General features: G+C 69.9%; 9 protein-coding genes. 2 read left to right on the top strand and 7 right to left on the bottom strand.

Going from position 1 to position 13,470, the window contains the following annotated elements:
* Positions 1–95: 95 nt before the first annotated feature.
* From mtnA to ligA, 4 genes are all read right to left on the bottom strand, one after another.
* Positions 96–1,160, bottom strand: coding sequence for an S-methyl-5-thioribose-1-phosphate isomerase (gene mtnA / locus CSC71_RS00820; RefSeq protein WP_425501900.1), 1,065 nt, complete (start codon positions 1,158–1,160; stop codon positions 96–98).
* A gap of 44 nt (positions 1,161–1,204) precedes the next feature.
* Complete coding sequence (locus CSC71_RS00815) at positions 1,205–1,801, bottom strand: DUF3011 domain-containing protein (protein ID WP_162372438.1); 597 nt, start codon at positions 1,799–1,801, stop codon at positions 1,205–1,207.
* A gap of 102 nt (positions 1,802–1,903) precedes the next feature.
* The gene (gene epmA / locus CSC71_RS00810; protein WP_162372437.1) at positions 1,904–2,872 is read right to left on the bottom strand and encodes an EF-P lysine aminoacylase EpmA; all 969 of its coding nucleotides are present in this window, start codon (positions 2,870–2,872) and stop codon (positions 1,904–1,906) included.
* Positions 2,869–5,235 (bottom strand): NAD-dependent DNA ligase LigA, encoded by a 2,367-nt coding sequence (gene ligA / locus CSC71_RS00805; RefSeq protein ID WP_162372436.1) that lies wholly within the window; start codon positions 5,233–5,235, stop codon positions 2,869–2,871. Before ligA ends, epmA begins: the two co-directional genes overlap by 4 nt.
* 83 nt (positions 5,236–5,318) lie before the next feature.
* Between ligA and CSC71_RS00800 the strand changes: the two genes are divergently transcribed.
* Positions 5,319–6,446, top strand: a complete 1,128-nt coding sequence (locus tag CSC71_RS00800) for a pyridoxal phosphate-dependent aminotransferase (RefSeq protein ID WP_162372435.1) — start codon at positions 5,319–5,321, stop codon at positions 6,444–6,446.
* Positions 6,447–6,586: 140 nt separating this feature from the next.
* On the opposite strand, the gene CSC71_RS00795 is transcribed toward CSC71_RS00800, so the two are convergent.
* The 3 genes from CSC71_RS00795 to smc form a co-directional block, all read right to left on the bottom strand.
* The gene (locus CSC71_RS00795) at positions 6,587–7,111 is read right to left on the bottom strand and encodes a Pvc16 family protein (protein WP_162372434.1); all 525 of its coding nucleotides are present in this window, start codon (positions 7,109–7,111) and stop codon (positions 6,587–6,589) included.
* Positions 7,112–7,268: 157 nt separating this feature from the next.
* A complete protein-coding gene (gene zipA / locus CSC71_RS00790; RefSeq protein ID WP_162372433.1) occupies positions 7,269–7,991 on the bottom strand; it encodes a cell division protein ZipA in 723 nt (240 codons plus the stop codon).
* Positions 7,992–8,266: 275 nt separating this feature from the next.
* A complete protein-coding gene (smc, locus tag CSC71_RS00785) occupies positions 8,267–11,770 on the bottom strand; it encodes a chromosome segregation protein SMC (RefSeq protein WP_162372432.1) in 3,504 nt (1,167 codons plus the stop codon).
* A gap of 349 nt (positions 11,771–12,119) precedes the next feature.
* Here smc and CSC71_RS00780 point away from each other — a divergent pair, with 349 nt between their 5' ends.
* Positions 12,120–13,325: an amino acid aminotransferase gene (locus CSC71_RS00780; RefSeq protein ID WP_162372431.1), complete on the top strand. Its 1,206-nt coding sequence runs from the start codon at positions 12,120–12,122 to the stop codon at positions 13,323–13,325.
* The last annotated feature ends 145 nt before the right edge of the window (positions 13,326–13,470 follow it).

Raw genomic sequence — 13,470 nt, 5'->3', positions numbered from 1 at the left:
TTTCGCCACCCGGGACGCATGGCGCGCGGGTGGCCCGCGAAGCGGTCTTCCGGGGCAGGTTCCACGCGCGATGAAGGCTGCCCGGACCAGTCCGGTCAGGCCGGGAAAGCCGCCCGCATCTTCGCCGTATCCGGCTTCTCGATCACGCCCTTCTCGGTGACGATGGCGTCGATCAGATCGCCCGGCGTGACGTCGAACACCGGGTTCCAGGCCTTGATCCCCTCGGCCACGGTGCGCACGCCGCCGACGCCGAGCAACTCGGCCGGGTCGCGTTCCTCGATCTCGATCAGGTCGCCCGAGGCCGTGGCCATGTCGACCGTCGAAGACGGCGCCACGACCATGAACTTCACCCCATGGTGGCGCGCGGCGAGGGCCAGCTGGTAGGTGCCGATCTTGTTGGCGGTATCGCCGTTGGCGCAGATGCGGTCGGCGCCGACCACGACCCACTGCACCGCCCCGGTCTTCATCAGGTGCGAAGCCGCCGCGTCGGCGATCAGGGTCGCGTCGATGCCGTCCTGCTGCAGCTCCCACACGGTCAGCCGCGCGCCCTGCAGCCACGGCCGGGTTTCGTCGGCGAACACGCGGGCGATGCGGCCCTGCGCCACGCCGGCGCGGATCACGCCCAGCGCGGTGCCGAAGCCGGCGGTGGCCAGGGAGCCGGTGTTGCAGTGGGTCAGCACGCCGCTGCCCGGCCCGATCAGCGCCGCGCCCAGCGCGCCCATGCGCCGGTTCGCGGCCAGGTCCTCTTCGGCGATGGCCAGCGCTTCCAGTTCCACCGCTTCGCGCCAGGTCGCGCCGGCGTTGGCCAGCGTGTCGCGCATCCGCGCCAGCGCCCAGCCCAGGTTGACCGCGGTCGGGCGCGCGGCGTTGAGCCGCTGCAGCGCCGGCTCCAGCTTCTGCGTCGCCTCCCTGCCGTTCTCGGCGATGACCGTGCGCGCCGCCAGCACCACGCCCCAGCCGGCGGCGATGCCGATGGCCGGCGCACCGCGCACGATCAGGGCATGGATGGCGTCGGCGACTTCGTCGCTGCTGCGGCAGGCCACCCACTCCTGCGCGAACGGCAGCTTGCGCTGGTCGAGCAGTTCCAACGCCTCGCCGGTCCAGCGGATCGGGCGGATGCGGTCGTAACGCTCGTAGTCGATATCGTCCATGCCCGCCATTTTAGGGCATGGACGGCGACGGCACGGCAACGACGGCAATCGATTCAGTAGACGCGGAACTCGGCGCGGCAGCCGTAATTCACCCAGATCCCGCGGCGGTCCCAGCCCCAGTTCCGGCCTTCCACGCAGCGCGCCTTCGACAGCTGCCGGGTCAGTTCCACGCCGCGCCGCACCGGGACGTTGCAGTGGCGGTAACGCGCGTCGACGGATTCGCAGCGGACCACCTGGCCGCCGTAGCCGGGATCCTGGCCGCCGTAGCCGCCGCCACCGCTGCGAAACTCGGCGCGGCAGCCGTTCGAAACCCAGACGCCGTTGCGGTCGTAGCCCCAGGTCCGGCCCCGCACGCACGGACTCTTCGACAATTGCCGCACCAGTTGCACGCCGCCGCGCGTATCCGCGCTGCAGTAGCGCTGGCGATTGTCGATGGACTCGCAACGGAATTGCCGGTCGTACGAATGACCGGGCGAAGGGTAATTCTGGCCGGGTGGGTGGTAGCCGCCCTGTGCAGGCGGATAGTCCGGATACGTCGGATGGCCGCCCGGACGACCGCCGCCGTACACCGGATCGAGCACGCAGCCGGACAGCGCCGCGACGGCGCCCGCCAGCCCGGTTGCGAAGACCGCCTTGATCATGCCGCGCATCGCCGTTCTCCCTGCTGTTGCGGAATGCCGGCACGTTCGCACCGGCTCGATGAACCCGGATTCAAGAAACCGTTTACGCGGCCGGCGTTCGTTCGCGACCGTTCAGGCGCGGGTGAAGTCGAACGCCAGCACGTCGGCGATGCGTTGCGTGTCGAGCAGGGCCATCAGCAGGCGGTCGACGCCGAGCGCGACGCCGGCGCAGTCCGGCAGGGCCGGCAGGGCTTCGAGCAGGCGCTCGTCGAGCGGCGGAACCACCGCGCCGCGTTCATGGCGCACGGACTGGTCGCGTTCGAAGCGCCGGCGCTGTTCCGTCGCGTCGTTGAGCTCGTGGTAGCCGTTGGCCAACTCCAATGGGCCGAGGTACAGCTCGAAGCGCTCGGCGACGGGAGGATCGCCTTCGCGGACGCGGGCGAGGGCCGACTGCGACGCGGGATAGTCGTGGACCGCGAGCAGCTGGTCCCGCGGGAAGGACGGCTGCAGCTTGTGCGTCATCAGCAGGTCCAGCCAGTCGTCGCGGTTCAGGCCTTCGCCGTCGATGGCGATGCCGGCGCCGGCATCGCGCAGTTCGTCGAGGGTCGCGAGCAGCGGGTCGATGCCGAGCCGGTCGCAGTACAGGTCGCGGAAGCTGGTCTTCGACACGTCGGCGTCGCGCCCGACGAGCGCCAGCGCCGCCCGCACCAGTTCGACGGTTTCGTCGATCAGCCGCTGGTGGTCCCAGCCGACTCGGTACCACTCCAGCATCGTGAACTCGGGGTTGTGGCGGCCGCCGGCCTCGCCATCGCGGAACACCCGGCCGAGTTCGTAGCAATCGCCGACGCCGGCGGCGAGCAGCCGCTTCAGCGGGAATTCCGGCGACGTGCGCAGCCAGCGCGTGCGCGGCGCGCCGTCGGTGCGGCCGCCGAATTCGAGCGAGAACGAGGCGATGTTCGGATCGGTATTGCCGGCGACCGACAGCACCGGGGTCTCGACTTCGAGCACGTTGCGCTGGTGGAAGAACTCGCGGATCAGCCGGTTGAGCCAGGCGCGCAGGCGCAGGGCATCGAAGCGACCGCTGAACCGGAACCGGCTCACGCCTCCTGCTCCTGCAGGAACGCCAGCAATTTTTCCTCGTCCCAGATTTCGATGCCCAACTCCTGCGCCTTGGCCAGCTTGGAGCCCGCGGTCTCGCCGGCGACGACGAAGTTGGTCTTCTTCGACACGCTGCCGGTGACCTTGGCACCGAGCGCTTCGAGCTTCGCGCCTGCCTCGTCGCGGCTCATCGACGCCAGGCCACCGGTCAGCACCACGGTCTTGCCGTCGAGCGGCCCTGCCTTGCCCGCCTGCGTCTTCGGCACGACCTCGAGCAGGTGCGCAAGCATCGCGCCGCTGGCGTGCAGCAGCCTGGCGTTACCCGCCTCCTCCAGCCAGGCCGCCAGCGAATTCGCCGCCTCCGCCGGCAGGCCCGCGGCGACGAATTGCTGCGCCTCCGCGTCGACGATCGCCTCGGCCGACGGGAACGCGGCGGCGAGCTGCTTCGCGCGGACCTCGGTGAGCCTGGGGATTTCGAGGTCGGCCAGCAAGGTCGCCAGGTCGAGTCCGCCGCGCAGTTTCGCGCTGGGCGCGTGCGTGTCGGAGAACTTCACGCCGCGCTCGAGCAGCGCATCGATCACCTGCTGGTTGCCCTTCTGGTCGAAGAAATGCCCGAGCGCGCGCGCCACCTCGCCGCCGATGTCGGGCACGTGCTTGAACAGCGGCCACGGCAGCCTGCGGATCAGCGCCAGGTCGCCGAACCATTGCGACAGCGCCTTGGCCGTGCTCTCGCCGACGTGCTCGATGCCCAGCGCAAACAGGAAGCGCTCCAGCGTGGTGTCGCGGCTGCGGTCGATGGCCTCGACCAGGTTCTCGGCCCACTTGGTCGCGATCTTGCCGGCCTTCACCGTTTCCGGCGTGGTGCCGTCGCGCTCGTCGGCCCGGCGCTTCATTTCCAGCAGGTCGTCGAGGGTCAGCTTGTACAGGTCGGCGACCGATTCGACGTAGCCGAGGTCGCTCAACTCCTCGACGAAGCGGTCGCCGAGGCCCTCGATGTCCATCGCCCGGCGCGAGGCGAAGTGGCGGATCGTCTCCTTGCGCTGCGCCGGGCAGCTCAGCTCGCCGCTGCAGCGCCATACCGCCTGCCCTTCCTCGCGCACGATCTCGGAGCCGCAGACCGGGCAATGCGCCGGCATCTTCCACGGCTGCGTTTGCGCCGGGCGGTGTTCCAGCACCACGCTGACGACTTCGGGAATCACGTCGCCGGCGCGGCGCACGATCACCGTATCGCCGACGCGCACGTCGAGCCGCGCGATCTGGTCGGCGTTGTGCAGCGTGGCGTTGGTGACGACGACGCCGGCGACCTGCACCGGCGCCAGCCGCGCGACCGGCGTCGCCGCGCCGGTGCGGCCGATCTGGATTTCGATGCCCTCGACCGTGGTCGTCTGCTCCTGCGCCGGGAACTTGTGCGCGATCGCCCAGCGCGGCGCGCGCGAGACGAAGCCCATCTCGCGCTGGCCGGCGTAGTCGTCCAGCTTGTAGACCACGCCGTCGATGTCGAACGGCAGGCCGTCGCGTTCCTGGCCGATGCGCCGGTAGTAGCCCAGCAGGCCGTCGGCGCCCTTCACCACGTCGTTGAGCGGGCTGACCGGGAAACCCCATTCGCGCAGCTTCTTCAGCGTCGCCGAATGCGTGGCCGGCAACTCGCCGCCATCGACCGCGCCCAGCGCATAGGCGTAGAACGACAGCGGCCGTTTCGCGGTGATGCGCGGATCGAGCTGGCGCAGCGATCCGGCGGCGCCGTTGCGCGGATTGGCCAGCACCTTGCCGCCGTGCAGGCGCGCCTGCTCGTTGTATTTCTCGAAGTCGGCGCGCGGCATGTACACCTCGCCGCGCACTTCCAGCAGGTCCGGCCAGCCGCCGCCGCGCAAGCGCAGCGGGATCGCCTTGACCGTCCTCAGGTTCGCGGTCACGTCCTCGCCGCTGGCGCCGTCGCCGCGGGTCGCGCCCTGCACGAACACGCCGTGCTCGTAGCGCAGGCTGATCGCCAGGCCGTCGAGCTTGGGTTCGGCGGAGAACACCAGTTCCCCGCGCTCGAGCTTCTCGTCGATGCGGCGGACGAAGTCGCGCACTTCCTCGTCGCTGAAGGCATTGCCCAGCGACAGCATCGGGATCGCGTGGCGCACTTCGGCGAACTTCGCCGATGGCGCGTTGCCGACGCGCCGGGTCGGCGAATCCGCGGTCGCCAGCTCCGGGTGCGCCTGCTCCAGCTCGTCGAGTTCGCGCAGCATCCGGTCGTACTCGGCGTCCGGTATGTTCGGCTCGTCGAGCACGTGGTAGCGGTAGTTGGCGTCCTCGAGGCGCCTGCGCAGTTCGGCGGCGCGGGCAGCGGGATCGGCGGCCTTTGCGTGGGGTTTCGAAGTCATGCCGCGATTCTACCCACGCCGCCCTTGCCGACGCATGCGCGTCCGCGCTAGCTTCGCGGCAACCCACGCGCGAGGAAACCCGCATGCACCCGACCCTGTCCCGACGCGGCTTCCTTGGACTTTCCGCCTGCAGCCTGGCCACCGCGGGGCTCGCCCCGCTGCTCGGCGCCAGCGGCGACGCGCACACGCAATTGCCGCCGACGTCGCCGGGCATGGACGATCCCGACGCGGTGCTGCTGAACTTCAACGAGAATCCGCTCGGCCCGTTCCCGGAAGCGCTGCAGGCCGCCGCCACCTCATTGCCGCGCGCCAACCGCTACCTGTTCGGCCTGCAGCGCGAGCTGACCGGCCTGTTCGCCGAACTCAACGGCCTGCGCGAGGACAGCGTCGCCGGCTATTGCGGCTCCGGCGTGGCGCTGGATTCGGCGGCGCTGGCCTTCACCTCGCCGCAGGCGGCGCTGGTCGTGGCCGACCCGACCTTCGAGTCGGTGGCGCAGATGGCCGACGCGCACGGCGCGAAGGCCGTGCGCGTGCCGCTGCGCGCCGACGCCGCGCACGACGTCAGGGCGATGGTCGCGGCGGCGGCCGAAGCGAAGGCCGGGCTGGTCTACCTCTGCAACCCGAACAACCCGACCGGCTCGATCACCCCGCGCGCGGACATCGACTGGCTGCTGCGGAACAAGCCGGCCGGCAGCGTGCTGCTGATCGACGAGGCCTACATCCACTACAGCGACGAGCCGGACACGCTGGACCTGGTGAAGGCCGGCGCCGACGTGGTCGTGCTGCGCACGTTCTCGAAGATCTACGGCATGGCCGGCATGCGCCTGGGCATCGCCGCGGCGCGGCCGGACCTGCTGCAGAAGCTGGTGCTGTTCGGCATGAACAGCCTGCCGGTGCCGGCGGTGGCGGCGGGCATCGCCAGCCTGCAGAACCCGCAGCGGCTGGCCGAACGCAAGCAGGAAAACGCCACGGTTCGCGCCGAGACCATCGCCTGGCTGGCGTCGCGCGGCTACCGCTGCCTGCCGACCCAGGCCAACTGCTTCATGGTCGACGTGAAGGGCGAAGGCCGCGCCTTCGCCCGGCGTATGGCGGAACGCAAGGTCTTCGTCGGGCGCAGCTGGCAGTCGATGCCGAACCACGTGCGCATCACCGTGGGCACGGCGGAGGAGATGGCGAAGTTCCGCGAGGCGTTCGCAAAAGCGATGGATTGAGCCCTTCCCCCCGGCGGGAGAAGGCGTGCCGAAGGCGCAGGCCGGGGTTCGCGCCGACAATCATCCAGGCGATACCGCCACGGGGAGCTTTCCGACGACCCCGTTCGCCGACCTCTGCTCCCTTTCGGGGGAAGGAGACCTCAGGTCTCCGCCTTCCCCTGCCACGACACGTCGGCGCGCCAGAACATGCCGTTGCCCATCCTGTCGCCGACCGCCGCCCATACCGCGGCCTGTTCCTGCAGCGGCAACTCCAGCGCCTTCCAGTGCACCGACAGCGACGCCGGCAGCAGCGAATCGAGCAGATCCGGGCGCGACAGCAGCGGGCGGACCGATTCCTCCTGCAGCATCGGCGCCTGCAGCAGCGCGCGCATCGCCGCTCCCAGGCTCGCCTGCGCGCGCAGGGCGTCGTCCGCATGGCCGACCAGCAGGTAATCCAGTTGCAGGTTCATTTCCGGGCGCAGCCGGCGGCCGTCGCCCGACAGCAGCGGCACCGAGCGCGCCACGATCGGCAATGCCACCCGGAACAGGTGCACCGACACGCCGGCCGCCCCCTCCCCGGCGGACGCCGTCGCTGCGAGCGAAACCCGCAGTTCCGCCGGCAGTTCGGCCTGCACTTGTCCGCGCAGGGCATCGGTGACAACCGCGATCAGGTTTTCCTGGGACATGGCAGTCGCTCCGTGACGATCATTCGATGCATGACGACATACCGGAATTGCGCGTGGCAGGCAACCGGTCCGGGCCGCGGATACCGGCTACCCGGGTCGGCAAGGTGCGGATTCCCCGCGGCGCGCCATCCCCGTGGCTGCGCGCACGGCACGGCGCTCACCAGCGCGGCGTCTTGGTCAGCGGCGGCGCCTCGTGCTGGCGGTCGTAGGCCCGCAGCTCCTCGCGGATGTGCATGATGCGCTGGCGGCCGAGCGCGTTGCGGCTGTCGTCCAGCACCACGCCCTCGAGCAACTCGGCCATGCGCTGCACGTTCGGCAGCATCATGTCCCATGCTTCCAGCGCCGGCATCGGCGCAGGCAGCGTGAGGAAATACGCGATGGCCGGCGTCTCCAGTTCGCGGATCGTGGTCATGTCGAAGCTGCCCGGCTGCATGATGTTGGCCATGCTGAACACCGGTCCGCGTTCCGGATGGTGCTCGACCAGCCGGTGGAACACGTTCATGTGCCCGAACACCAGCCCGGTCTTCTCCGCGGCGACCACGATGTCCTCGCCGCGCAGGGTATGGCCGGCGCGCGCCGCCACGTACAGCGAAACGATCTTGTCGAAGTCCTGGCTGGGCCGCTTGCCGAGGTCGTTCTCCGGCAGCGCCACGCCGCCCGGCAATCCCAGCTCGGGTTGGCTGACCGCGTCGGAACTGTAGTCCGGCGCATCGTCGCCCAGGCCCGGCTCCACCCGTTCGGCATTCTGCGAACCCGGCTCGGCGCGTTCCACCCGCCTGCCCTGGCTGGGTTTCTTCGGCCTGCCGAAGAAGACGATCGCGCCGATCAGGATCAGTCCGGCGATCAGGATGCCGATTCTGAGCAGGGTCATTTCGGACATGTGCCGGGGGTCTCTGTTTCCGAATTCGCGACAGGGTAGCAAAACCGGCGGCAACCGGTTGTCGGCCCGGGACGGTCATGCGATGACGCATCTCCTCCCCGGAACCGTCATTGCCGCGGAAGCGGCAATCCAGTGTCCCCGCGCTTCGGCGCGCGCATGGCCGGATGAGCGAAAGCCGCCGGGTCCCTGCGCGGGAATGACGAGCGAAAGCCGGCTCGCTGCGCTCGCGCGCCTTATCCCCCTTCGGCACCCTCCCCCGCGGGCGGGGGATGGGTTCAGGCCGCGCCGGCCAGGCGCGCGGCTTCGGCCAGGTCGACCGACACCAGGCGGCTGACGCCCGGTTCGCGCATGGTCACGCCGCTGAGCTGGTGCGCGGCTTCCATCGTCGCCTTGTTGTGGGTGACGAACAGGAACTGCACCTTCTCGCTCATCTCCTTCACCATCGCGGTGAAGCGGCCCACGTTGGCCTCGTCGAGCGGCGCATCGACCTCGTCCAGCAGGCAGAACGGCGCCGGGTTGAGGCGGAAGATCGCGAACACCAGCGCCACCGCGGTCATCGCCTTCTCGCCGCCGGACAGCAGCGAGATGTTCGACACGCGCTTGCCCGGCGGGCGCGCCATGATGGTCACGCCGGTGTCGAGCAGGTCCTCGCCGGTCAGTTCCAGGTAGGCGTGGCCGCCGCCGAACAGGCGCGGATACAGTTCCTGCACGCTGGCGTTGACGCGGTCGAAGGTGTCCTTGAAGCGGCCGCGGGTCTCGCGGTCGATCTTGCGGATCGCGTCCTCCAGCGTCTCCAGCGCGCTGGTCAGGTCGGCGTTCTGCGCATCGAGGTACTGGCTGCGCTGCTCGGCCTCGCCGTATTCGTGGATCGCGGCCAGATTGACCGGCTCCAGGCGGCGCATCTTCGCGTCGATGGCGTTGACCGTCTGCTCCCAGTCGGCCAGCGACGCGACTTCCGGCAGCGCGGCGATGACCGCATCGAGTTCGAAGCCGGCCTTCACCACCGCTTCGGTCAGCGCCTCGGCCTTCATCGCCAGCGCCTGCTGGTCGAGCTTGCGCTGCGAGATGCGCTCGCGCTGCTGCAGCGACTGCTCCTCGCGCTGGTGGCGGGTCTGTTCGTGCTGGCGCAGTTCGTTGTCGAGGCCGTCGAGCGCGGCGCGCGCCTCGCCGAGCTTGCGGTCGGCCAGCACGCGCTGCTCCAGCGCGGTCTGGCGCTCGGCTTCCAGCGACTGCACCGGCGAATCGCCTTCGGCCAGTTGCGAAGCGAGTTCGCCCAGGCGCGAGTCCAGTTGCCCGCGCTGGCTGCCCATGCGCTGCAGCGCCTGTTCCAGCGCGACGATCTGCGCGCGCTGCGACTCGACGGTCAGCGCCAGCGCGTGCGCGGCGTCGCGCGAGGCGCGGGCGGCGTCGCGCAGCTGGTCGCGGGCGTCGGCGAGCTCGCGGCGTTCGGTTTCCAGCTGCTGGCGCGCGGTTTCCAGTTCGGCCATGCGCGCGACGGCCTCCTCGAGGCGGCCACGCGCCTCGCTGGCCTGCTCGCGGCTGGTGTCGAGGGTTTCGGCCAGTTGCGCCAGCTCGCCGTCGATGCGGTCGATGCGGTTGCGCGCGGCGTCGACGCGGCCCTGCTGGCTCTGCAGCTGGCCGGCGAGTTCGGAAACGCTGCGGTGCGCCATGTACAACGCGCGCTGCGCGTCCTCGCGCTGCTGCTCGGCGGCGAGCAGGCGGTCGCGCCAGGCGACGATGCCGCGCTCCAGTTCGTGTTCGCGGTGCTGCAGTTGCTCGATCTCGGCACGCAGCGCCTGGATCTCGCGCTCGCGCAACAGCGCGCCCTGCTTGGCCGCGCCGGAACGCAGCACGCGCACCCAACCGGCACCGAAGCGCTCGCCATTGCGGGTGATGATGGAATCGCCGTCGCCCAGCTGCGGCAGCAGGCGGCGCGCTTCGGCCAGGTCCCCGGCTACGTGCAGGCGCGCGAGCAGGCGACGGATCGCCGCCGGGCCCTGCACCTTCGCGGCAAGCGAGGTCGGGGCGAAGGAAACGGCTTCCGCGTCGGAAGCCACCAGCGCGATGCGGCCTTCGCCGAGTTCGCCCAACGCGTCGACCAGGGTTTCCGGCGATTCGACCAGCACGCCTTCGATCAGCTGGCCCAGCGCGCTTTCGACCGCGTTCTCCCAGCCCGGTTCGACCACCAGCTTCTCGCCGACGCGCGCGGCATCGTCCAGCCCGCGCGCCTTCAGCCATGCGACGGCGGCGCCCTGCTCCTGGCCCAGCGCGGCCTGCTGCAGGGCTTCCAGCGACGACAGCCGGCCACGCGCGGCCTGCGCCTGCTTGCGCACTTCGGCCAGTTCGGCCTGCGCGCTGCGCTGCTGGTCCTGCAACTCGGTGACGGTGTGCTTGCGGGCTTCGAGGTCGGCGGTCAGGCCTTCCAGCGAAGCCTTCTGGGTTTCGTGCTGCTCGAAGGCCTCGGCGAAGCTGGCGGCCAGCGCGTCGAGGTCCAGGCCCAGGCGCTCGCCCGACAACGCTTCGCGGCGGCGGTCGGCTTCGAAGGCCTGCTTGTCGAGGTAGTCGACGCGGGTGCGCTCGACTTCGGCCGCACGGGCCGCTTCGGCGGCTTCGCGGGCATGCGCGTCGGCGCGCTGCTGCCAGTCGGCGAGCTTCGCCTCGGCCTCGCGCAGCGCATCCTGGCGGGCGCCATCGTCGGCCTGCAGTTGCTCCAGCTTGGGCATGGCCTCGTCGATCGAGGCGCGCAGCACCGTCAGCTTGGTCTCGTCGTCGCTGATGTGCTGGCCCAGTTCGGCCAGCGCGCTCTGCGCCTCGTCGCGCGCCTTCTGCAGGCGCTGCGCCAGTTCGCGCTGGTGCTGGATCTGCTGCTCGATGCGCGCCAGCGTGCTGCCGACCTGGTAGACCTCGGCCTGCGCCTTGTTCAGTTCCTCGCTGGCGGTCTCGCGGCTGGCGCGGCCGGTTTCGATCTTCGCCTCGGCCTCGCGCTGCTCGGCGATCAGCTGCTGCAGCCTGGTCTCTTCCTGCGCGAGCGCCTCGCGCAGCTTCTGCAACTCGCCGTCGAGGCCGCGGTATTCCAGCGCCTTCCACTCGGCGTCCTTGATCCGGCGCTCTTCCTGCAGCGCCTGGTACTGCTCGGCCTGGCGGGCCTGGCGCTTGAGGTGCTCGAGCTGCTTGGCGATTTCCTCGCGCAGGTCGTTGAGGCGGTCGAGGTTCTCGCGGGTGTGGCGGATGCGGGTCTCGGTTTCCTTGCGGCGCTCCTTGTACTTGGAGATGCCGGCGGCTTCCTCCAGGTAGATGCGCAGTTCCTCGGGCTTGGCCTCGATGATCTGGCTGATCATGCCCTGCTCGATGATCGAGTAGCTGCGCGGGCCCAGGCCGGTGCCGAGGAACAGGTCGGTGATGTCGCGGCGGCGGCACTTGGTGCCGTTGAGGTAGTAGTTGCTCTGCGCGTCGCGGCCGACGGTGCGCTTGACCGAGATCTCGTTGAACGCAGCGAACTCGCCGGTGATGGTGTGGTCGCTGTTGTCGAAGATCAGCTCGACCGTGGCCATCGACACCGGCTTGCGCGCCGAGCTGCCGGAGAAGATCACGTCGGTCAGGTTGTCGCCGCGCAGGCGGCTGGCCGAGCTTTCGCCCATGACCCAGCGCACCGCATCGATGACGTTGGACTTGCCGCAGCCGTTGGGACCGACCACGCCGGTCATGTTGGTCGGCAAGTGCAGGGTGGTCGGATCGACGAAGGATTTGAAACCGGACAGCTTGATCGTGGTGAGGCGCATGCGGCGTTTGGCTTCCAGGCACCGCGCCCGGCAAGGTGCCGGCGCGTTGCCGCAGGTGTCGATTTGGGTGAAGTTCCATCTCCAGGGCCTTGATTTCCAAAGCCCCGGCCAGGCACGCGGCGCGCGCCAATGGGTGAGTATAACGGGCCGGCGCGGGTCGATGCTCCGGCCTTCGACGCCGGCCCCGGCCCGTCTGCCCGGGATCGCCCCGCCCGCTCCGGAACGACGGTTGCGGCGCGAACGGAATCAAAGGTTTGCGTTGGGCGGACCGGGTGCGCCTGTTAACATCGCATGGTTTGCCGCGCGCAGACGCCCCTCTTCTCCCACCTCCTTCCGAGCGACCTTCACCGTGTCCGTATTCGCAAACGTCGAACTGGTTCCAGGCGATCCGATCCTGGGCATCACCGATGCCTTCAATGCCGACCCCCGCGCCATCAAGGCCAACCTCGGCGTGGGCATCTATTGCGACGACGAGGGCCGCATCCCGGTGCTCAAATCGGTCATCGCGGTCGAACAGGCGCTGCTGAAGGAAATCCGCCCGCGCGGGTACATCGCGATCGACGGCCTGGCCGGCTACAACGCGGCCACGCAGAAGCTGGTGTTCGGCGCGGATTCGGAACTGCTGGCCGCCGGCCGCGTGACCACCGCGCAGACCCTCGGCGGCAGCGGCGCGCTGCGCGTCGGCGCGGAGTTCCTGAAGAAGTTCCTGCCGGCCGGCAGCAAGGTCGCGATCAGCACGCCGAGCTGGGAAAACCACCGCGCGCTGTTCGGCGCGGTCGAATTCGAGATCGTCGATTACCGCTACTACGACGCGGCGACCCACGGCCTCGACTTCGCCGGCATGCTCGAGGACCTGGGCAGGCTGGAGCCGAACACCGTGGTCCTGCTGCACGCCTGCTGCCACAACCCGACCGGCGTCGACCTGGACCAGGCGCAGTGGAAGCAGGTCGTCGAACTGGTGAAGGAACGCAGGCTGGTTCCGTTCATCGACATGGCCTACCAGGGCTTCGACAAGGACGCCGACACCGACGCCCACGCGATCCGCCTGTTCGGCGCGTCGGGCATTCCGGCCTACGTGGTGGCCAGCTCGTATTCGAAGTCGTTCTCGCTGTACGGCGAGCGCGTCGGCGCGCTGAGCGTCGTCTGCGGCGACCGGGACGAGGCCGCGCGGGTGAAGTCGCAGGTGCGCCGCCTCATCCGCGCCAACTATTCCAACCCGCCGACCCACGGCGCGACGCTGGTCTCCGGCGTGCTGAACAGCGACGAGCTGCGCACGCAATGGCTGGCCGAACTGGGCGAGATGCGCGACCGCATCCACGCGATGCGCGCCGGCTTCGTGCAGAAGCTGGCCGCGCTGGGCGCGCCGGAATTCGGCTTCGTGCAGAAGCAGGCCGGCATGTTCTCGTATTCGGGCCTGAGCGCGGCGCAGGTGAAGCGGCTGGCCGAGGAATACGCGGTCTACGCGGTCGGCACCGGCCGCATCTGCGTGGCCGCGCTGCGCACCAGCAACCTGGACCACGTGGCCAAGGCGGTCTACGAGGTCAGCCGCGGCTGATTCGCTTCGACGATCCGGGATGCGAGGAGGGAGGCTTCGGCCTCCCTCGTTGTTTCCACCGGGGACCGATTCCTGTAGGAGCGGCGTCAGCCGCGACCGGAGGTTCGGCTGACGGACATATTGGTCGATGTGGGAAAGGCGCGGT

This window comes from Pseudoxanthomonas sangjuensis (genome assembly GCF_010211755.1).
Lineage (GTDB): Bacteria > Pseudomonadota > Gammaproteobacteria > Xanthomonadales > Xanthomonadaceae > Pseudoxanthomonas_A > Pseudoxanthomonas_A sangjuensis.
This window is presented reverse-complemented; position numbering and strand designations above follow the sequence as displayed.